The 20795-nt window shown below is 41.0% G+C and carries 25 protein-coding genes and 2 tRNA genes; 16 read left to right on the top strand and 11 right to left on the bottom strand.

Annotation, left to right across the window (positions count from 1 at the left end; all coding sequences use genetic code 11):
- Window positions 1-2: 2 nt before the first annotated feature.
- The 9 genes from OFN67_RS03220 to OFN67_RS03180 all read left to right on the top strand — a co-directional run bounded on the left by OFN67_RS03220 (window position 3) and on the right by OFN67_RS03180 (window position 10533).
- Window positions 3-344, top strand: a complete 342-nt coding sequence (locus OFN67_RS03220; RefSeq protein ID WP_270859281.1) for a DUF6394 family protein — start codon at window positions 3-5, stop codon at window positions 342-344.
- An 8-nt stretch (window positions 345-352) separates the two neighbouring features.
- On the top strand, window positions 353-2785 hold the full coding sequence (leuS, locus tag OFN67_RS03215; protein WP_270868134.1) for a leucine--tRNA ligase: 2433 nt from the start codon (window positions 353-355) through the stop codon (window positions 2783-2785).
- 6 nt (window positions 2786-2791) lie between these two features.
- The gene (gene lptE, locus OFN67_RS03210; protein ID WP_270859283.1) at window positions 2792-3343 is read left to right on the top strand and encodes an LPS assembly lipoprotein LptE; all 552 of its coding nucleotides are present in this window, start codon (window positions 2792-2794) and stop codon (window positions 3341-3343) included.
- Window positions 3324-4547, top strand: coding sequence for a Mur ligase family protein (locus OFN67_RS03205; RefSeq protein ID WP_270868133.1), 1224 nt, complete (start codon window positions 3324-3326; stop codon window positions 4545-4547). The genes lptE and OFN67_RS03205 overlap by 20 nt, the downstream gene beginning before the upstream one ends.
- Window positions 4534-5424, top strand: coding sequence for a M23 family metallopeptidase (locus OFN67_RS03200; protein ID WP_270868132.1), 891 nt, complete (start codon window positions 4534-4536; stop codon window positions 5422-5424). The genes OFN67_RS03205 and OFN67_RS03200 overlap by 14 nt, the downstream gene beginning before the upstream one ends.
- Window positions 5424-8399, top strand: coding sequence for a DEAD/DEAH box helicase (locus OFN67_RS03195; protein WP_270868131.1), 2976 nt, complete (start codon window positions 5424-5426; stop codon window positions 8397-8399). Before OFN67_RS03200 ends, OFN67_RS03195 begins: the two co-directional genes overlap by 1 nt.
- Window positions 8400-8412: 13 nt before the next feature.
- Window positions 8413-9240: an ATP-binding protein gene (locus tag OFN67_RS03190; RefSeq protein ID WP_443101019.1), complete on the top strand. Its 828-nt coding sequence runs from the start codon at window positions 8413-8415 to the stop codon at window positions 9238-9240.
- The gene (locus OFN67_RS03185) at window positions 9227-9907 is read left to right on the top strand and encodes a 3-methyladenine DNA glycosylase (protein WP_270868180.1); all 681 of its coding nucleotides are present in this window, start codon (window positions 9227-9229) and stop codon (window positions 9905-9907) included. Before OFN67_RS03190 ends, OFN67_RS03185 begins: the two co-directional genes overlap by 14 nt.
- Window positions 9908-10032: 125 nt before the next feature.
- Complete coding sequence (locus OFN67_RS03180; protein WP_270868129.1) at window positions 10033-10533, top strand: hypothetical protein; 501 nt, start codon at window positions 10033-10035, stop codon at window positions 10531-10533.
- A gap of 84 nt (window positions 10534-10617) precedes the next feature.
- Here the strand turns inward: OFN67_RS03180 and OFN67_RS03175 are convergent, their stop codons facing one another.
- The 5 genes from OFN67_RS03175 to rpe form a co-directional block, all read right to left on the bottom strand.
- A complete protein-coding gene (locus OFN67_RS03175; RefSeq protein WP_270868128.1) occupies window positions 10618-10821 on the bottom strand; it encodes a hypothetical protein in 204 nt (67 codons plus the stop codon).
- Window positions 10822-10935: 114 nt separating this feature from the next.
- Window positions 10936-11010: transfer RNA gene (locus OFN67_RS03170), tRNA-Met, on the bottom strand.
- Between the two features lie 24 nt (window positions 11011-11034).
- Window positions 11035-11109 (bottom strand) — tRNA-Gln (locus OFN67_RS03165).
- A gap of 80 nt (window positions 11110-11189) precedes the next feature.
- Window positions 11190-11984 (bottom strand): 3'-5' exonuclease, encoded by a 795-nt coding sequence (locus tag OFN67_RS03160; protein WP_270868127.1) that lies wholly within the window; start codon window positions 11982-11984, stop codon window positions 11190-11192.
- A complete protein-coding gene (gene rpe / locus OFN67_RS03155; RefSeq protein ID WP_270868179.1) occupies window positions 11981-12622 on the bottom strand; it encodes a ribulose-phosphate 3-epimerase in 642 nt (213 codons plus the stop codon). The genes OFN67_RS03160 and rpe overlap by 4 nt, the downstream gene beginning before the upstream one ends.
- Before the next feature lie 150 nt (window positions 12623-12772).
- Here rpe and rpmB point away from each other — a divergent pair, with 150 nt between their 5' ends.
- The 7 genes from rpmB to OFN67_RS03120 all read left to right on the top strand — a co-directional run bounded on the left by rpmB (window position 12773) and on the right by OFN67_RS03120 (window position 17076).
- Window positions 12773-12964, top strand: a complete 192-nt coding sequence (rpmB, locus tag OFN67_RS03150; protein ID WP_270859292.1) for a 50S ribosomal protein L28 — start codon at window positions 12773-12775, stop codon at window positions 12962-12964.
- Window positions 12965-12982: 18 nt separating this feature from the next.
- Entirely contained in the window at window positions 12983-14113 is a 1131-nt protein-coding gene (locus tag OFN67_RS03145; RefSeq protein WP_270859293.1) for a potassium channel family protein, read from the top strand.
- A complete protein-coding gene (argJ, locus tag OFN67_RS03140) occupies window positions 14106-15299 on the top strand; it encodes a bifunctional glutamate N-acetyltransferase/amino-acid acetyltransferase ArgJ (RefSeq protein WP_270868126.1) in 1194 nt (397 codons plus the stop codon). Before OFN67_RS03145 ends, argJ begins: the two co-directional genes overlap by 8 nt.
- Window positions 15300-15350: 51 nt before the next feature.
- Window positions 15351-15731, top strand: a complete 381-nt coding sequence (locus OFN67_RS03135; protein WP_270868125.1) for a hypothetical protein — start codon at window positions 15351-15353, stop codon at window positions 15729-15731.
- Entirely contained in the window at window positions 15728-16153 is a 426-nt protein-coding gene (locus OFN67_RS03130) for a hypothetical protein (protein ID WP_270868124.1), read from the top strand. The genes OFN67_RS03135 and OFN67_RS03130 overlap by 4 nt, the downstream gene beginning before the upstream one ends.
- The gene (locus tag OFN67_RS03125) at window positions 16122-16550 is read left to right on the top strand and encodes a hypothetical protein (protein WP_270868123.1); all 429 of its coding nucleotides are present in this window, start codon (window positions 16122-16124) and stop codon (window positions 16548-16550) included. Before OFN67_RS03130 ends, OFN67_RS03125 begins: the two co-directional genes overlap by 32 nt.
- A gap of 85 nt (window positions 16551-16635) precedes the next feature.
- Entirely contained in the window at window positions 16636-17076 is a 441-nt protein-coding gene (locus OFN67_RS03120; RefSeq protein WP_270868122.1) for a hypothetical protein, read from the top strand.
- A gap of 78 nt (window positions 17077-17154) precedes the next feature.
- Here the strand turns inward: OFN67_RS03120 and OFN67_RS03115 are convergent, their stop codons facing one another.
- The 6 genes from OFN67_RS03115 to OFN67_RS03090 all read right to left on the bottom strand — a co-directional run bounded on the left by OFN67_RS03115 (window position 17155) and on the right by OFN67_RS03090 (window position 20792).
- Entirely contained in the window at window positions 17155-17457 is a 303-nt protein-coding gene (locus tag OFN67_RS03115) for a hypothetical protein (RefSeq protein ID WP_270865162.1), read from the bottom strand.
- A 100-nt stretch (window positions 17458-17557) separates the two neighbouring features.
- On the bottom strand, window positions 17558-18091 hold the full coding sequence (locus OFN67_RS03110; protein WP_270865163.1) for a type II secretion system protein: 534 nt from the start codon (window positions 18089-18091) through the stop codon (window positions 17558-17560).
- Window positions 18092-18174: 83 nt separating this feature from the next.
- Window positions 18175-18597 (bottom strand): peptidoglycan-binding protein LysM, encoded by a 423-nt coding sequence (lysM, locus tag OFN67_RS03105; RefSeq protein ID WP_270859298.1) that lies wholly within the window; start codon window positions 18595-18597, stop codon window positions 18175-18177.
- 577 nt (window positions 18598-19174) lie between these two features.
- Window positions 19175-20041 carry a zinc metalloprotease HtpX gene (htpX, locus tag OFN67_RS03100; RefSeq protein ID WP_270868121.1) on the bottom strand — a complete coding sequence of 289 codons (867 nt, stop codon included), beginning with the start codon at window positions 20039-20041 and terminating at the stop codon, window positions 19175-19177.
- Entirely contained in the window at window positions 20029-20565 is a 537-nt protein-coding gene (locus OFN67_RS03095) for a hypothetical protein (protein ID WP_270865582.1), read from the bottom strand. Before OFN67_RS03095 ends, htpX begins: the two co-directional genes overlap by 13 nt.
- Complete coding sequence (locus tag OFN67_RS03090) at window positions 20562-20792, bottom strand: hypothetical protein (protein ID WP_270862307.1); 231 nt, start codon at window positions 20790-20792, stop codon at window positions 20562-20564. Before OFN67_RS03090 ends, OFN67_RS03095 begins: the two co-directional genes overlap by 4 nt.
- Window positions 20793-20795 lie beyond the last annotated feature (3 nt).

The following is a 20795-nucleotide window of genomic DNA, read 5'->3' as shown; positions in this document are numbered from 1 at the left end:
AAATGAACTGGGGAAGAGTAACATACATATTTTTTGCTTTGATGAGTGCGACTACAATCGCTGGATTTATCTACGAAAGACACGAGCTTTTGCTCTTTATCGCTGCTAGTATTAATGCAGTCTCAACGCTACTTAAAGTCGGTGTGCGCAATATGCTCTCAGCCGAGCTTTTCGCAAGCTCGCTTGTGGCTGATTTGCACCTAATTCCAGCGTTTGTGCTTATGATAGTTCATCCAGGCGATCTCTCTGTCATAACCGCGCTTTGTATCGGCGCGCTGATTGCTGTGATTTTCTCATTAGTGCTAATCACCGTAGAATCAGCCAAATCAAAAGATGAATTTTAGGAGTAATAATGGCTTATAATAGCAAAGAGATAGAGTTAAAATGGCAAAAAATTTGGAACGATGAGGGCGAAGCAGAGCCAAAGGACGATTATAGCTTACCTAAAAAATATATTCTTTCGATGTTTCCATACCCAAGTGGCCGTATCCACATGGGTCATGTGCGAAACTACGCTATCGGCGACGCGCTCTCACGCTACTACCGCTTGCAAGGATACAATGTGCTCCAACCAATCGGCTTTGATAGCTTTGGTATGCCAGCAGAAAATGCAGCGATTAAGCATAAAATTCACCCCAAAAAATGGACTTACGAAAATATTGATTATATGAAAAACGAGCTAGACAGGCTTGGTTTTAGCTTTTCAAAGCGCAGATTGCTAGCCACTTCTGATCCACTTTATACAAAATGGGAGCAGGAATTTTTCATCAAAATGTATGAAAAGGGGCTGATTTATCGCAAAAGCTCACTACTAAACTGGTGCGAACACGACGGCACCGTGCTTGCAAACGAGCAGGTCGAAGACGGCAAATGCTGGCGCTGTGGCAATGAAGTAGTGCAAAAACAAATGCAAGGCTACTACCTAAAAATCACAGATTATGCACAGGAACTGCTTGATTGCTTGAAGGATTTGGAGGGAAAATGGCCAAATCAAGTCCTAACCATGCAAGAAAACTGGATTGGGCGAAGTGAGGGTTTGAAATTTCGCTTTAAATTTGACGATGAAAGCCGTGAGATGCTAGACGGAATCGACGGATTTGATGTATTTACGACTCGCCCTGATACGATTTATGGTATGAGCTACTCGGCTCTTGCGCCTGAACACGCGGTTATTGCGAAGCTTTTGGAGAAAAATTTACTTCCAAAAGATGTAGAGCAAAAGGTCCGCGCGATCCTAAATCAAAGCCCAAGAGAGCGACAAATCGCCGATAAAGACGGAGCGTATCTAGGCGTAAATGTCCTACACCCGCTAACTGGCAAAAAAATCCCAGTGTGGATAGCAAATTTTGTCTTGGCTGATTACGGCGATGGCGCGGTTATGGCTGTGCCAGCAGGCGATGAGAGGGATTTTGAGTTTGCGAGTAAATTTGGACTTGAAATTATAAATATTTTCGAAAACGAAACCCTGCCACATGTCGAAAAAACAGGAATTTACGCAAATTCTGAAATTTTAAATGGCCTAAAATACAAAGAGGCAAATGAGAAAATTCTGCAAATTTTTGAAGAGCGAAATTTAGGCTCTCGCGTGGTAAATTTCAAACTTCGCGACTGGGGCGTTTCACGCCAGCGCTACTGGGGCGCGCCGATTCCGATGATTCACTGCGAAAAATGCGGTTTAGTTGGCGAAAAAATCGAAAATTTGCCAGTTGCGTTGCCTGATGATGTGCAAATCACAGGACTTGGCAATCCGCTTGATAAACACCCTACTTGGAAGCACTGTATATGCCCGAAATGTGGCGGAAAGGCCGTTCGCGAGACCGATACGCTTGATACATTTTTCGAGAGTAGCTGGTATTTCGCGCGATATGCAAGCGATGAGAAAACTTGGACAAGCAAGGCATTTGACGAGCAGAGCGTGAATTACTGGATGAGAGTAGATCAATACATCGGTGGTATCGAGCATGCGATTTTACACCTGCTTTACGCTAGATTTTTCCAAAAAGCATTGCGCGATTTGGGTTATTTGCGCGATAGCGAGCCGTTTGCTAGACTTTTGACACAAGGCATGGTGCTAAAAGATGGCGCAAAAATGAGCAAATCTAAGGGCAACACCGTAGATCCTGATGATATCATCGCTACTTATGGGGCTGATACTGCGCGACTTTTCATACTTTTTGCAGCGCCTCCTGCAAAAGAGTTAGAGTGGAACGATAGCGCAGTAGAGGGCGCTTATAAGTTTTTAAACCGCCTTTATGAGCGTTCAAGCAATGCGTATAAAACAGATAAAATTCCTAGCATTAACCACGCAAATTTAAGCAAAGATGAAAAATATGCGAGACTAAAAGTTTATGAAGCGCTAAAAAAATCGCACGATGTCTATACGGAAAATTTCGCCTTTAATACCCTAATCGCGGCGTGTATGGAGGCTCTAAATGCCCTAAATGCGCAGGATAACGCTGATATTTACACCGAGGGATATTTTATTATCCTAAATTTACTTCAACCAATCGTCCCTCATATCGCAAGCGAGCTAAGCGAAGAGCTTTTTGGGCGCAAAAATTTCACAAAAATTGAGCTTTTGCCTGAGGTTTTTGTGAGCGATACTATCACGCTTGCAGTTACCGTAAATGGCAAAAAACGCGCCGAAATCGACGCCAATGCGGACGCGAGCGAGGCGGAAATTTTAGCACTTGCCAAAGAAAATGTCGCAAAATGGTTAGAGGATAAAACGCTAATAAAAGAAATTTATGTCAAAAACAAACTTGTAAATTTGGTCGTAAAGTAGGAAAAAATGAGAAATTTGATTAAAAATTTAGCCGTTTTTGCGTTTGTGGTTTTGGTTGTTGGTTGCGGATATCAGCCAGTATCAAAAATCACTTCGCAGATTATGTCAAAAAGCGTGTATGTCGATGTGCTGATGAGTAAAACAGACCCTCAAAACACAGTGGCTATCAAAGACGCTGTCAAAAGCGGTATCGTAGCGCGCTTAGGCTCAAATTTAGCTGACAAATCTAGCGCGCAAACCTATATCGTAGCCAGCATAAAAAGGCTAACTTTCACAGCCCTTACCTACGATAGATACGGCTATATTACGAGTTATCGCGCAAATTTGACGCTAAATTTCAAAACAAAGCTTAAAAATGGCGAAATTTTTAGCAAAGACTGCGTAGGAGATCATGATTTTTCGGTCTCACGCTTAGTCAAAAACAAACACGACACAATCTCAGTCATCAGCGACAAAGAGCGCTATGACGCTATCGAAAATGCCTCTACTCAGGCGTTTGATGAGTTTATTTCTGCTCTTGCGATCAAAGGCATACAGCTTGAACGCGCTAAAAACTAGCTTGGTTTTTGACTTCTTAAACGCTCGTCCGATTTATTATAAAAAGATCGATTACGAGCGTTTTCCGGCCGCCTTTGAGGCCGTGCGTAGCGCACTCCCGCTAAAAAATATCACCCAAATCATCGGCACCAATGGCAAGGGAAGCACTGGTAGGTTTTTATCTAGGATTATTATGAGTGCAAATGGCGCAAATGGGCGAAATTCGGGCCCTAAATTTAGCGTCGGCCACTACACTAGCCCGCATATTTTGCGCCTAAACGAGCGCATTTACCGCGACGGGCGCGAGATTAGCGATGATGAGTTGCAAAGCGCGCACGAGTTTTTGCAAGCAAATTTACCGGCAAAATTTAGAAATAACCTTTCGTATTTCGAATACCTGACTTTGGCGGCTGCGGTGCATTTTAGGGAGTGCGATTACTGCGTATTCGAGGCTGGTATGGGTGGCGAGTTTGACGCTACGAGCAGTTTTGATACCAAGCTTTCGCTTTTTACCCCTATTGGCACAGATCATATCGGCATGCTTGGAGAGAATTTGGAGCAAATTTCGCGCACGAAGCTCAACGCAATGGCGCAAAATGCGATTTTAAGCGATGAGATGAACGAGATTAGCGTGAAAATCGCGCGTGAAATCGCAGCGCAAAAAGGGGCAAATTTGGCGTTTGCAAGCGATTTTTTAAACGCAGATGAAAAGCGCGAAATTGCCGAATATATCAAAATTCACAATCTAGCAAATTTTCAATATTCAAATTTAAAACTAGCCGTGGCTGGGGCGAAATTTTGGGGCTTAAATTTTAAAATTGCTGAAATTTTGCCACTTGATTTGCCTGGGCGCGTCGAAGCAATCGCCCCAAATATCATTATCGATGTGGGGCATAACGAACTAGCCGCCGCAGCACTTGCCAAGGAATTTGCAGGCAAACAATTTACGCTGATTTACAACGCGTTTGCCGATAAGGATATCAAAAAGGTTCTTGCTACCCTTGCGCCGATTATCAAAAATGTCCAAATTTTGCCTTACGATGCCCCGGGTAGAGAGCTTGGCGGGGAGATGATTACGCAGGCTTTGGACGAGCTTGGTATCGCGCACTCTGAATTTATGGGCGAAATAGATGAAAATGAGCTTTATTTGGTGTTTGGTTCGTTTCATTTAGTCGAGGAATTTTTGAAATTTTATAATAACGGGGCGAAATTTGGCAAAAACTAAAATCACCATTAGTGATAATTTCGGCTCGAAAACTATGCAATTTGGCGAGAATTTTCGCTTTCAACTTAAAATTTTAGTTGCATTTATCATTGTGTTTTTGCTCGTTTTGTTTTTCGCGCTTTTTCGCCTAAATAACGACAAAAAAAACCTAAAAACCACCAATGCTACGCTAATGGCGCAAATCGAAAAGCTAGAAAAACAAAACCAAAATTTGATAATTCAGGCAAATCAAATGCGCGAACAAACCAGCCTTGATATCGCAAACGAAGGCCCTGACGGCGATGAGAGCGACGCGCAAATCGCGCAGTATTTCAGCGAAAGACTAGCCAAACGCAACAAATCAAATTCCAAAACAATCAGCGCAAACGATAACACCTATAAATTGATGTTTCAATACATACCAAACCGCTACCCGATAAAAAACCGCGGAATCACCGATAATTACGGCATGCGCACGCACCCGATAGCCGGTGTCAAACGCATGCACCACGGCATAGATTTGCGCGCCAGTGTCGGCACACCGGTAATCGCCACAGCAGATGGATTTGTCGATTTTGCCGGCGAGAGCGGAAACGGATATGGCATACTCGTGCGAATCACGCACAATTACGGATTTTCGACAAGGTATGGCCATTTAAGCTCGGTTAGTGTGGCTCCTGGCATGTGGGTTAGCAAAGGCACGATTATCGGCTACACGGGCAATACAGGGTATAGCACGGGGCCACATTTGCACTATGAGGTGCGGTTTTTGGGTATGACGCTAGATCCTTTGAATTTCATGCTTTGGGATAGCTCGAATTTAAATATCTGGTCGGTCGAGCCAAATGTATCGTGGTATGAGATAAATCGCGTCTTGCAAAGTGGGGCGCAAAAATAATGCAAGCTAGAATTTATGAGTATTTTTCGCAAATTTTAGCGCAAAATTCTGCGCAAATTTGTCCTCAAATTTTAATCACAGATGATGAAAAAGATAGCGCACTTTGCGCTGAGGTGCTGAAATTTTTGGGTTTTAAAACCTTTGTTTTGCCTGATTTTAGGGCGCATTTTGGCGAGGATTTACGAAGCTATTATGACGAGCTAATCGGCATTTCACGCTCGCTTGGCGCGTATTACAAATGCGAAGGGCGCAAAATTTTAATCTCGCCAGTTCGCACGATTTTAAACAAACTCCCCACAAAATCGCAACTAAAAGGGATAAAAATCGAATTTGCCCAAAAGCTAAATTTGGCTGAATTCAAAGATGAAATTTTGCGCCTTGGATACAGCGTGACGCAGGTCGTCGAAAGCGCAGGCGAGATTAGCTTTCGTGGCGAGATTATCGATATTTTCCCGCTTGGGGGCGAGTGCGGGGTGAGGGTTTTGCTCGATGATGATGAAATCGAGAGCATTAGGCATTTTGACATTGATACGCAAAAATCCGAAAAAATCGAGCTAGAAAGCGTCGAGATTGAGCCGTTTTTGGCGAATTTGAACAAGGGCGAGTTTGAGAGCGCAAACGAAAAAATTAGCGCCTTTGATAGCGACGCTTTGATTAACGATTTAACTTCGCTTGGATTTTGGTTTATTGATGGGTTTGTGGATTATTTGCAAGAATTTAGCGCGGTTTTAGCCTGTCCTATCAAAAAAGATGAAATCTTTGCCGAAAGGGATCTAAGCGTCCTTGATACACTGCCGCTAATACCTGCCGCGCGTAAATTTAAGGATTTGCAAATCACGCCAAATAGCGAATTTTTCGAATTTCACAAAAACGACAAAATCACCATTATCGCGCGAAATGACGCACTTTTGGCGCATTTGGATCTCTCAAATTTAAGCAATGCGAAAATTTTAAAAGAGGATTTTATCCTAAATTTAATCAGCTCTGACGAGATTATCGTATCATTAAACAAGCTAATCCCTAAAAAGCGCGTTCGCAAATCTAGCCTTGCGCTCGATGAGCTAAATCCTGGCGATTTTGTCGTGCATGAAGACTATGGAATCGCCAAATTCGCTGGCCTTGAACTAGCGACCGTTTTGGGGCATTCGCGTGAGTTTGTCGCCCTGATATACGAAGGTGGCGACAAACTACTTTTGCCTGTGGAATACCTAAACAAAATCGACAAATATATCGCTGGTGGGGGCGTGGTAAGCCCTGATCGCCTAGGCAAGGCAAGCTTTGCGAAAATCAAAGAAAAGGTGCGCGAAAAGCTCTTTGTCATCGCTAGCAAAATAATCCAAACCGCCGCCAAACGCGAGTTAATTCGTGGTGTGATGATAGAAAATACTGGCCCAAATTACGCCAAATTTATCGCTTCTAGCGGATTTTCATACACGCCAGATCAAGAAAGCGCGATTAGCGCGATTTTGCAGGATTTACGCAGTGGCAAGGTCATGGATAGATTGCTAAGTGGCGATGTGGGCTTTGGCAAGACGGAAGTGGCGATGAACGCGATATTTGCGACGATAAAAAGTGGCTTTTCAGCACTTTTTTTCGTGCCGACGACTTTGCTGTGCGCTCAGCACTACGCCACGCTAAAAGCGAGATTTGAAGAGTTTGAAATCCCTGTTTTTAGGCTAGATAGATTTAGCAAAGTAAAGGAAAAAAGCGAAATTTTAAAACGACTTAAAAATAACGAAGCGATTGTGTGCGTAGGCACGCATAGCCTGCTAAATGTCGAAGCACCAAATTTAGGGCTCGTAATCGTCGATGAAGAGCATAAATTTGGCGTGAAACAAAAAGAGAAATTAAAGGAAAAATCGCAAAATTCGCACCTTTTAAGCATGTCTGCTACGCCGATTCCCCGCTCATTAAATATGGCGCTAAGCCAGATTAAGAGTTATAGCACGCTTCTAACTCCACCACTAGATCGCCTCGATGTGCGCACAATGGTTAAGGAGTGGGACGAAAAAATCGTAAAAGAGGCGATTACTAGGGAGCTTCGCCGTGGCGGGCAGATTTTTTATGTGCATAATCATATCGCAAGCATGCCTAGCGTGAAAAAACGGCTACTTGAAATTTTGCCAAATTTAAAAATCGTAATCTTACACTCTAAAATAGATGCACAAACCACCGAGGACGAGATAGCTAAATTTATCGCTGGGGAGTATGATTTGATGCTATGCACGAGTATAGTCGAGAGTGGAATCCACATGCCACGCGTCAATACGATTTTAATCGACAATGCCGATAAATTTGGCATAGCAGACCTACACCAGCTACGAGGCAGGGTAGGGCGCAGCAACAAACAGGCATTTTGCTACTATTTGATTGGCGATAAAACCGCCCTTACTAGCGACGCGCTAAAACGGCTCGTGGCATTAGAGAGCAACTCATTTCTAGGCTCAGGCTCGGTGCTAGCGTATCATGACCTAGAAATCAGAGGTGGTGGAAACCTCGTCGGCGAAGCGCAAAGCGGGCATATCGAGGCTATCGGATACAGCCTGTATTTGCGTATGCTAGAAGATGAGATAAACAAGCTTTTAAACCAAAAAACAATCATTTCAAGCGTTGAGCTTAAAATTTCAGTCAATGCCTTTTTAAACAGCGAATATATCGCGGAGGATAGGTTGAGGCTTGATATTTACCGCAGGCTTAGCAAATGCGAAAACGCTATGCAAATAAATGAAATTTACGCTGAAATCGAGGATAGATTCGGCAAGGCCGATGTTTATACCAAACAATTCATTGATATGATGATGATAAAGGTGCTAGCCCAAAATATCGGTGTGCGCGCGATTTCGAGCGCAGATGTAAATATCGTAATCACAGATAAAAATGGCGAGAAAATCCGCCTAAAATCGCCTTCGAAAGACGATGATGATGTGCTAGCGGAAATTTTAGTGTATTTGCGAAAGGAAAACAAAAATGTCTGAGTTAAATTTGAAAATCGATTGGCAAAGCGTGCAAGTGGCGCAGTTTCGCAGACACGGATTAAAACTGCGGGCGATAGAGGATATTGATTTTGTTGATATCAACGCGCTTTGTGGCTTAGAGGCGCAAAAAACTGCGCTTGTAGAAAATACGCGAAATTTTATTCACGGGCGCGGGGCAAATCACGCCTTGCTTTGGGGCGAGCCAGGGTGTGGTAAATCAAGTCTAGCAAAGGCAGTTTTTACGAAATTTTTGCAAGACGGGCTTAAAATCGTCGAAATCGGCAAAGATGATTTGGAGTATCTCATCGATATAATCGATGAAATCAGGGGGCAGGATTATTTTTTCATCATTTTTTGCGATGATTTAAGTTTTGAGCTTGGCGAAAACGCCTACAAGCACCTCAAACCGCTACTTGACGGATCTATGGAGCGCGCGCCTAAAAATGTGCTAATGTATGCGACTTCGAATCGCAGACACATTTTAAGCGAGCTAGCCAGCGACAACATGGGCGCGCAGGTGGGTACCGACGAGCTTCATTTAAGTGACGCCAAAAACGAGCGCATTAGCCTTAGCGAGCGATTTGGTTTGCAACTTAGCTTTTATAGTGGCAATATGAGCGAGTATTTGGGCGTGGTGGAGAGCTATTTCGCGGCATTTAGATTTATGAGCGTTGATGAGTTTAGGCAGCGTTTCGCGCACGCGCTTGATGAGTTACGCGCCCGTGCTAGCGAGTTTGCGAGGCTAAGGGCGAGCCGAAGCGGGCGGATCGCAAAGCAGTTTGCGCTAAGCTATGCAAGCGAGTTTTTTGCGAAATTTAGCCCCGAAAATGAGCGCGACTGAGCTATTTCGCGCACTTTTTGGCGCGATTAAATTTGATGATTTTCGCTGGTGGCCGAGATATGGCGAATTTGAAGTGATTGTCGGCGCAATACTGATCCAAAACACAAACTGGAAAAACGCCGAACTCGCACTTGAAAACCTGCGTCAAAAAGGGCTTTTAACTTTGCAAAATTTAGCGAATTTAAGCGTGGAAAATTTAGCCGAAATTATCAAAGCAAGCGGATTTTATAATCAAAAAGCAAAACGATTAAGGTCGCTTTGCAGGGCGATTGAGGCAGAATTTGGCGATTTTGAAAATTTCGCGCACGCCGTAAGTCGCGAGTGGCTGATAAGCCAAAAAGGCATAGGCGCAGAAACCTGCGATGCGATTTTGTGCTATGCTTGTGGGCGACCTACAATGGTCGTTGATAGTTACGCACTTCGAATTTTAGGATATTTTGGCTATGAATTTGAGTGCTATGATGAGTGCAAAGAGTGGTTGGAAAGCCTAAATTTTAGCGAAGTTTTTAAACTAGCAAATTCTCGCTATGATAATTTTTCAAATGACGAAAACGGCGCATTTGCGCTATTTCACGGACTAATCGTGGAATTTTGCAAAGCACACTTAAAAGGTAAAAAATTCGACGAATTTGCGATAAATTTATTTAATGAGTTAAAATGCAGTTAAAAATTCAAATTTTTCTAACAATCTTTCTCGTGATTTACACCCTTTTGTCGCTACCTAGCCAGATAAAAAATAAAAACTATTTTCAAATTTTTCTTTTTTTGTCTTTTGTCTGTATTAGCATAGAAATGCTTAGGCAAAACAGCCTTATAAATGGGCTTTTATCTAGTGTTGGTATGGATTATTTCGACATTATTTTTATTTGTGTCATGCTCTTTTTTATCTATGCTTTTCGCTCTGATAAGCCTGGCACTTTTGTGTTGTCTGCAATCTCTTTTTTTGATGGCTTTGCTTCGCTAAACGGATATAAAGTGTGGAACAAATACCAAGGCTGGGTAAGACTTGGCACAAGGGGCAAAATTTTTGCTTTTATTGTGGCTTTTGCCTCGCTTTTTGCTTTTTTATTTGGTAAAAAAAGCAATCAAAATAAACTATTTTTCTGCAAAAATTGCCAAAAGACTTTTTATTTTTATGAGGTAAAAAATTTAAGGTGCAAACAATGTTTTGGGAATTTGGTGGATTATGAGCACTATTTAAAACAAAAATTTGCACATAAAAATGAAATTTTTACTGGTGATAAAGCTGGTAAGCCAAAACCGCGCAAGAATAAAAGAAAAAAACATAAATAAACCCAAAATGGCAAAATTTTAGCCGATTTTGCCCCTTGGAAATTTTAAAATTTCGGCGCAGTGTTTAGAATTTGCGAAGCGAGATTAAATCATGCACAAATGTTTGATTTTCTCGCCATCAAATTTCAGTTCCACTATATCGTGCCAAAGTGTGACAAACTGGCTATTTACGCAGAAAAGCTCCTCGTGAAAGTGTCCGAAAAACCACTTTTTAAATTTGATTTTGCGATAAATTTCTTCTAGCAAATCGCCGTTTGGATCGTGGAAACCACTACTTATAATAAACATTGCTGTGAAATTTGTGATGAAATTTGAATTTATTTATGATTTTTCTAAATATATTGGAAATTATATGAAATTTATGTTACAAAAATACATTTGTATGATTGAAATTATTAAATTTGGTTGCAGAGGAGGGATTTGAACCCCCGACCTTCGGGTTATGAGCCCGACGAGCTACCACTGCTCTACCCTGCGATACAAAAATGATTTAAAGAAGTGTGGATGGGGTAGGAGGATTCGAACCTCCGCATGATTGGACCAAAACCAATTGCCTTACCGCTTGGCGATACCCCAATGCAAAAGAACCTGTATTATACATCAAAATTGGTTAAAAGTCAAGGAAAATTCAAAAATTTTTAAATTTTTGTCGAAACTTAATTAATGTCTTTTTCTATTGGTTTTTTCAGCCCTGCTGTGCGGGAAAACAGTATCAAATCCTCCGTGCTTTGCACGCTCCATGGAAGTGCGCTTATGGCGTGAGCGAAGATTTCCTTACACGAAATAGCGTCGCTGTAAGCCCTGTGGTGGGTATTTTCGATACCCAAAAGCTCTTTTAGCGCGCCGAGATTGTATTTAGGCGACTCTATCGTGCGACGCGCTAGCTCGACGGTGCAAATTTTGCGGTTTAGTAGCATGCCAAACCCGCATTTTTGCATACTTGCGTCGATAAAACCATAATCAAATTTGACATTGTGCGCCACGAAAATCGCGTCGCCTAAAAATAGTCGAAACCGCTCCAAAACGCTAGCTAGGCTTGGTGCGCCCACTAAATCGCGCACGCTAATTCCGGTTAGTTCAGTGATACCCTCTGGCACGAAATTTGCATAGACAAAGCTCTCAAATCTATCCAAAACTCGCCCGCCTTGCACCTTTATCGCGCCGATTTCGATGATTTGGCCGCTACTTAGCCCGCCACTGGTCTCAATATCCACAAAGCAAAAAATCTCGTCCTCGATATCGGTTTCGCGGGTTTTAAGCGTGATTTTGCCATTGTCTAGCTTGATGACATTTAGCCCCATGGCGCGCCACATGCTAAAATCTTTTGGCTCAAAAAGCTCCGCAATTAGCTCGATTTTTTGCGCTTTGGCGATAAAATCATGGTAATTTATGCTTTTTTGCGCCAAAAGTTCGATTAGGTTATCAAGCCCTTTTCTGCTGTCTTGGCTCATACTTTTAGGGCTTTGATAGCTTCGCTATAATCGTTTGATGAAAATACGAAATTTCCAGCCACGACGATGTCTGCGCCTGCGCTATCTAGCTCGGCGACATTTAGTCCATTTACGCCACCATCGACTTCGATCATACATTTTGTGCCCCGTTTTTCGATTAAATTTCTAAGTTCTGAAATTTTGCGCAAGGCTGATGGGATAAATTTTTGCCCGCCAAAGCCTGGATTTACGCTCATTAAAAGCACCATATCAACCTCGTCTATGATGTAATCAAGTGCGCTAATTGGCGTGTGTGGATTGAGCGTGATAGCGGGGCTGACGCCGTTTTTGCGGATATGATCTATCAAGCGCAAAGGGTGTTTTTCTTCCTCGATATGAAAGCTTAAAAATTTCGGTTTTAGTGGCAAAAATAAATCAGCGAAAAACGGCACATTTTGCACCATTAAATGAATATCAAGAGGCTTTGTGGAGGCCTTGGCTACGGCATTTATGACAAGTGGGCCGATTGTGAGATTTGGCACGAAGTGTCCGTCCATGACATCGACATGGATCAGATCTGCTCCCGCGTCGCATACTGCGCGCACTTCTTCGCTAAGCCTGCCAAAATCAGCTGATAAAATACTAGGGGCTACATACATATCAAATTTCCTTATCAAATTTATAAAACCTGCAATTTTACTAATTTTTCTCATAAATTTTGCTAAATTTAATACTTTGTATAATTTAAGCAAATTTTGAAATTTTTTAAGATATAATCGCCGTTTATTTTCAAATTATAAGGATTTATTATGGCAAGAAGATGCGCAATTACTGGCAAAGGTGCGATGGTAGGAAACAATGTAAGCCACGCAAACAACAGAACTAAGAAAAAATTCCAAGTCAATCTACGCACAGTTCGCGTTCAGCTAGAAGACGGCACTACAAGAAAAATCAAAGTAGCTGCTTCAACTCTAAGAACAATGAAAAAACAATCAAGATAACCTTAAAAAGAGGAATTTATGTCTATTTTAGGCAGAATAAAATTATTCCTCAACTGGTCCGGCTCTACTAAACCGGACATTAACCTTTATAGCGAAATTTACGACGAACTACGCCCATTTAGACTTCCACTAATTATCATTGTTTTAATGCAGTTAGTGGGGACTTTGGGCTATATATTCACCGCTGGATTTTCGCTAGTTGATGCAATTTATCAAGCAGGCATGACATTTACCACCGTCGGATTTACCGAAGTGGCGCCAATCCCGCCTGCTGGCAGACTTTTTACAATCGCATTTATTTTGATGGGCTTTGGGACATTTTCGTTTTGTCTGGGTGTCGTCGTCGAAGTTATCAAAAAAGGAACACTGCAAAATTTAATCAGGGAGCAAGCTATGATAAACAATATCGCAAGGCTCAAAAATCACTACATTATATGCTATAACAACTCGTATTGTGCGGAGTTGGCGAAGGAATTTCGCGCCAATCATATCCCATTTGTCGTCATTGATCCAAACCCAGATTTGGCAAAAAGTGCTGATGAAAATTTATACCCATACTACATAATCGGCGATCCGCACGAGCAAAAAACGCTTTTAAAAGCGCACCTTTCAAGCGCAAAATCCATAATCACGCTAAGTCCAAATTTGGCCGATAATATCGCTATTATCACGCTTGTTAGGCTTTATGAAAAAGAGCTAGGGCGTATTACTCCGTATTTTATCATGGCGAATTCTGACAGCGACAGCGACAGCGAACGCCTCAAAAAACTTGGGGCAAATTCTGTCGTATTGCCGTCTAAACTCGCCGCACAGCGTCTTTCGGCGATTAGCGTGCGCCCAGATATGGAAAATATCCTAGAACGCCTCGTTTATCAAAAAGACTCTCCGATTGATATCGAAGAAATTTTAGTCCCTGAGTTTTCGTGGATGAGGTTCAAACGCCTCAAAGAAACCCGCCTCAAAGAGATGACAAACGCAAATATCGTGGGCGTGAAGGAAGCCAACAATCGCTTTGTAGCTATGCCTGATGGGGATTATCTAATCGGCACTGGCGCGAAACTGCTAGTCATCGGCACAGCCGAGGGTATCAGGGATACCAAAAAGCTAATTAGAAGCAAATACAAACCGCAGGAGATGAAATATGTATAAAATTGCCCCTTTGCAAAACGGCCTAGAAAATATCGACGGATTTTATTTTGGCGGGCTAAATTCGGGCTTTAAAAAGGTCGGAAATGATTTGGGATTTATCAGAGCCGAAGAGCCGTTTGCTATAAGCGCGATTTTTACGAGTAATAAATTTGCCGCTGCGCCAATAGCGCATTTTAGGCGAATTTTAGAGAAAAACGGCGGGGAATTTCGCACAAATTTCATTTTGATAAATTCTAAAAACGCAAACGCAATGACCGGCGAAGCAGGCATTAGCGATATAGATGAAATTTTCTCTGAAATTTCAAAATTTACGCCCTTAGTAAATCCTGTGATGAGCTCAACCGGCGTCATTGGATATAGATTAAAAAAAGAAAAAATCATAGCTGCTGCGAAAAATTTCGACCTTATGGCGCGCGATTCTGATGCCATAGCCACGGCGATTATGACGACAGACACGCTAAAAAAGGAGTTTGCTTACGAAGTTAGCTTAGATAATGGCGAGAAATTTCACATAGCAGGCATTTGCAAGGGCGCGGGTATGATAAATCCGGCTTTGGCGACTATGCTTTGCTATATTTTAACAGACGCGAAAATCCCGCACTCTGATATGGGCGAGCTTTTAAGCGAGGCTGTGGAGGATAGCTTTAATAGGGTCAGTGTCGATGGCGATACTAGCACGAACGATACCGTCATGCTAGCGACCAGTGCGCGTGCTAGCTATGATAAAGAGGCGTTTCGTGCCGCGTTGAAAAAACTCGCACTCGACCTTGCCTTAATGCTAGTGCGCGATGGCGAGGGTGCGAATAAACTAGTGAAATTTAGAGTTTTTGGCGCGAAAAATGATAATGAAGCCAAAAAGGCCGCCAAGGCTTTGTCAAATTCTCCGCTTGTCAAAACAGCGATTTATGGCGAGGATCCAAACTGGGGACGCATAGCCTCTACAATTGGTGCGTGCGGGATAGAGTGCGACGCCGAAAAACTCGTGATAAAATACGATGACGCGCTTGTGTATGATAGCGCACACCGCGAGCTAGACGAGGAGCGCGAAAGGCTAGCGCACGAAGTAATGCAAAAGGCCGAATTTGAAATTTCATGCGATTTGGGGCTTGGAGTGGGCGAATTTAGCGCATATGGCTGTGATCTCAGCTATGAATATGTCAAAATAAACGCAGATTACAGGTCGTAAATTTAGCGAAATTTGCGCCTGTAAGGGTGGTTTATCCAAGAAAAGAAAAAAATGAAAGCAGGTATTAGGGATTTTTTGTTTGTAATTATTGGTTTTTTGATATGTATTATAGTTTTTGGTGGCGCCAATAGTATATCCTATCAAGTTGCAATCAAAGAAGACCCATGTTATCAATATAATTATATGGATAACATGCGATTAGACAGCAATTATAGTCAAGTATTTGTGTATTGTGCAAATCGTGAATTAAATAGAACTAAAAATATGTTAGATTTTTATTTTAGAATTTTACCAAAAGACGCAAATTTTACTTCCCAAGAACAAATAGTGGTTGATAAGGTAAAAAAAATTATAAATGATGAATTTATTGAAAATAATAATAACAAAACAGCAACCGAAAATTCAAAAATTTCAAATAAGAAAATGAGATGAAATTTTTAAAAAAAATATTAAAAATATTAAAAATAATCTTTTATTTGATTTCAACTATTTTGATATTGCTTGTGACAGCACCTTATTTATTAGACAAAAGTACATGTTTATTTGCAGAAAAACGGCTTTTGTCTAGACTAAAAGAAGCAAATGAAACTAAAAATATATTTTTATTACAAGGCATTGTTTTTGATAGTAGAATTTGCAGACAAGAAGAAATTTACGATCAAGCTTCTGTATTGATATGCGCCGATTTTAATTATAACGATTTTATTAAAGAGCTGAATGAGGCAAATAAAACAAAAAATAGAGATAGATTGTTAGAACTTGATGTGCAATCTAAATTTTGTATAAAAAATATGGACATAAGAGATAAGATATGGGAAGAATTTGAATTATATAAGCTATATTGGCGGGAGTAAAAATGATTTGAAACGATACAAAAACATTATTTTATTACCTTTTGTGATAATTGTTGCGTTTTTTGTTTTTCGTATGGTTTATATGGAAATGATTAGCGAGTGTGCTCCAAAAAATCTTTTTTCAGACAATTCTATAAGCAATAACGATAATATTAAACTGAAAGCAAAGTGCATAAAAAAGGCTTTGGAAAATGATGATAAACACCTTATTGTGCAATATTTCAAAAGAGAAACGAGCGAGTGCCTTAAAATTATCGATGAACCATTAAGAATTCCGCAAAATTTAGTTAAAGTTAATAGTTTTGACGAGTGGAAAAAATTAAGGATTGCAGATACTGACAATATAATTTGTGCTATTGGTAATACTAAAAAAGGTAATATCGATGAAATCAAATAAATTTATACAATTTATTTTGGAAAATATTTATTATATTTTGTTTTCTGGGGTGTTGTTTTTTATATCGTTTAATATAGAAACTAATTTGAAAAATACCGAATATATCGAAGGAAAAGTAACATCTATCAAGGAAATAGCGGTAAAAAGTTTTAGAGATGAGGTTTTATCGCCTAGAAAATATTACAATGTCTGCATTAAAAATAACGCCGGGAATAGCTGTATTAAGGTCGTAGAGCCAAATTTGGGATTTGAGCCGATAGTTAGTTCTTTGAGCAAAAATAATTATTTTTTTACATTTTGGGTAAAAAAGGAAAGCTTTGGCGATGTTTATAAAATTTACAAAGCGCTTGTTTATGAAGACGAGCAGAAAACAAAAATTCTAAAATTTTATAGTGGAAAAGACGCCCAAATCGTAAAATTTTCACAAAAAGAGCTTCGATTATACAAAAATTTTACCTTGTTTTTGGCGATTGCGTTTTTGTGGTTTGTATTTCGAAAAAGAAAGTTAGTTCGAAATTGGTTATAAAATATCGAATAAATAGTGATAAAAGTTTTAGAGTAGTTAAATTTGACGCAAATTTCAAAATTTTGCGCCAAATTTCAATCATACTTCACAAAAAGATGATGATTTTAAAACCATTTTTCCATTGAGATAGTTAAGTTGGATATCTATCACCAATACGCCTTTTTTGAAAATCATTGATTTGAAATTCTTTTGCAATTCCTCAAACGCTGGCGTTTTGGCGCAAGAAAACAGAGCAATTTCTTGGTTTTGCACATAGATCGAAACGACGAAATTCCCAGGATTTTCATCGTCTTTTGCCGTGTTTAAAAAAATCTCTTTTGCATCGAAAGCCTTGGTTTGCGGACAGCCGTCTCCTGGAAATTCGTTGATTAAAATTCGCACATTAACTCCTTTTGATAGAATTTCGTAATTTTATCCAAAACAAAAGAATTTTGGCGCAAAATTTTAGAATTTTAAAATTTTGCATCAAATTTTGAAAATTTTATCTAAATTTATTCGGATTTAATCCGCCGATTCGTGTGCCTTTGGCTGTTTTGTTTGCGCCAGTTTCGTCTGTGTATGTGAAACTCACATCGCGCATTGATTTCATCGTGGCTTCATTGTGCGCTAGTTTGCACGCATTTGAAGCACCCGCGCTCATACCATCTACGCGCACCCAAGCACCCATGTATTCGCTCACGCCGTAAGTTAGGGCGTAGCAAGGTTTGTTTGTGACTCTGATGTGCATTGACACGCTACCGCCGTTAGCTAGGCACGAGCCGTTGCCTGTGTGCGCGCCACCAGTGGCTGAGCTAAATGTGGCGACATTGCTCATAAAATTTGGATTGTTGCTAAGACAGCCGTTTGCGTTGTAGTAGTTTGTGATATCGCTAGTAAGGGTCTTTATATTTGTCATCAATCGCACGATTTCGGCATCGTCCCTGCTGGCGTTCATTCTAGGCAGAGCGATACTAGATAAAATTCCCAAAACAACGATAACAAAAACAAGTTCGATCATAGTAAAAGCGTTTTTCATAACCTGCTCCTAGCTAAATTTTGGGTGATTATACAAAAATTTGAAAAATAAAAAAAGAGTAGGGCGCGTTTGCGCCCATAAATTTAGATTTTTGGAATTCTGATTTTTTGACCTGGATAGATTAGGTTCGCGTCTTTGATGACTTCGCGATTGGCCTCGAAAATCACAGGGTATTTGTTAGCATCGCCGTAGAATTTCTTAGCGATTTTTGAAAGGTTGTCGCCTTTGACGATAGTGTAGTAGTTCTCTTCGCTATCTTCATTGACGCCTTCAATCTCTACGCTTGAAATTCCATTTACATTTCCTGCGATTAGAGCTGCTTTTTCAAGAGTTTCCTTGTCGGCGTTTCCGCTTACTTTAACGACATCGCCCTCGATTTTGACATCTAAGCCCTCGATTGGGGTAGAAGAGAGGTTTTTGGTGATCTCGTCTTTGACATTTTGCTCGTCGTTTCCGATACCAAGTAGCTTTTTACCAGCATTTGCAACAAATGAAAGTAATCCCATTTTTTCTCCTTTGATGAAAAATAAAATGTGATTTTAACGCAAGATAGTAAATATTTGAAAAAAATGAAAATTTGTGATTATTGTCTGCGCGTATGCAAAAATGCGAAGCATTTCAGTAAAAATAAAATCAGCTAAATTTTAAAAAGCAACGCTTTTTAAAATTTAGCCACCTTATAAAGCGTCGTCGGGGGTTGGGGGTTTGTAAGGGGGAAAGGGCGCGACCTCGCAATTCAAGCCCCCTTCCCCCTTACGAGAAAAACACAGCATAATCTAAAATTTAAAAAATAATTCAATGCTAAATTTGGGTTGAATTTTGCTTTAAATTTTACTGGATTGACTTCGCCTACGGCTCGTCCAAAACAAGCGAAGCGCTTTTTGCGAAGCAAAAATGTTTCTGTGAAATGTCCTTCGCTTCGCTCGGGTCGCTACGCTCATTTTGCTTCGCTTTCTGCGAAAGCTCGCAATGACAGCGAATTTACAAATTTGGAATTTTTATTTCGTAGATTGCCACGCCTCGCAATGACAGATTAAAGCAATTTAGTGTCAAATTTTAAATTTGACACTAAATTTGCAAATTTTACTTTTGGATAGCGATTTTGTCTTTTAGCTCTTCGAGTTTTGCGATACGGTCGCTTGTGCTAGGGTGCGTGCTAAAAAGCTGAGAGAAATTTGCCTTAATCCCGCTAAATGGGTTTATGATAAACATGTGCGCAGTCGATCCTGTCGCAGAGTGCATGCGGTAGTTTTTGGCGTAATTATCCAGCTTGGATAGAGCGGAAATTAGCCACTCAGGGTGCCCTGTAAGTGCGGCTGCACCGGCGTCTGCTTTGAATTCTCTGGTGCGTGAGATTGCCATTTGGATTACGCTAGCAGCTAGCGGCATTATTACGGCTCCAATTAGCAAGAAAATTCCATTTGTGCCACCGCGATTTTGCGAGTTTGAGCCCGCAATCGCGCCAAATTTGGCGAAATTCGCTAGCATTGCGATTGCGCCTGCAAACATCGCAGCGACCGAGCCGATTAGGATATCGTAGTGATTAACATGGCTTAGCTCGTGAGCTAGCACGCCCTCGATTTCTTGCGGGCTCATTAGATTTAGCAAGCCTTGCGTAACGGCCACTGCGGCGTTGTTTGGGTTGCGACCTGTGGCAAAGGCGTTTGGAACTTGCTCGTTGATGATATAGATTTTTGGCATTGGTAAATTCGCCTTAGCGCAAAGGCGATCGATTATGTCGTATAACATAGGCTGGCTCTCGGCAGTTACAGGCGTAGCGCGGTAGTGTTTCAAGACTAGTTTGTCGCTGAAAAAATAGCTGAAAAAATTCATACCGCACGCCACGACAAACGCCATAATCATACCCTTTTGTCCGCCGATTAGGCTGCCGACGAACATAAAAAGTAGCACTAGCCCGCTCATTAGCAGGGCGGTTTTTATTTTTTCCATATATCCTCCTTGGATAAATTTTTCGCACTGATTTTTGTGTCTAAATTTTTGATTTTTCCGCCTAAATTTTTGGTTAGACCGATTAGGCCTTGCGGATTGATATGCGGCAGGTGAAATTTACGCCCGCCAGCAAAAAGCCCGCTTAAAAAGGATTTTGGGCGGTTTGCGATGGCTTCTTTGAAAACCACAGCGTCGATTCCAAGCTCGGCAAGCTGTTTTAGGGCGCGAGTGGAGCTGACAAACATCGCGATTTTAGCGTCAAAAAGATAGTCGTTGGCTAGCTTTTGCGCGAGTGGAGCGGTTTTTTTATTTACGATGATAAATCTCGCACCTGCGCCGTTTGCGAGCAAAATTTCGTTTAGGTTGTTTGTAATGACGCTGAAATTTTTCTCCGTGCTTTTGGCTAGCGAGATTAATTTAGGATCAAATTTAAAGAGCAAATTATCGTATCTGAAAACCTCGTCTGTGTGTTTGATAGCGTAAAACGGCTCGTAATCAACCAATTCATGCCCTAGAATAATCATTTTTTTTCCTTTATTTTTGCCAAGCAAGATTTGCAAATTTGGCGCGAATTATGCGAGATAAGCGCGCTAGTTTCGTAGTATGTCCCGCACTCATCGCAAGGCATTAGCGCTGTTGGCTCTTGCTCGCTCTTTGTGCCTGCGCTCTCGCCCTTTTTGGCACGAAATTTCGGCACGATTAAAAAATAAATTAACGCAATAATTATCGCTAATGATAAAAGTTTTCCCATTTT

Origin of the sequence: Campylobacter sp. JMF_11 EL3, assembly GCF_027736965.1 — a bacterium.
In the GTDB taxonomy this organism is placed as follows: domain Bacteria; phylum Campylobacterota; class Campylobacteria; order Campylobacterales; family Campylobacteraceae; genus Campylobacter_B.
The sequence above is the reverse complement of the archived record's forward strand: the minus strand, read 5'-3'. Positions and strand labels throughout refer to the sequence as shown.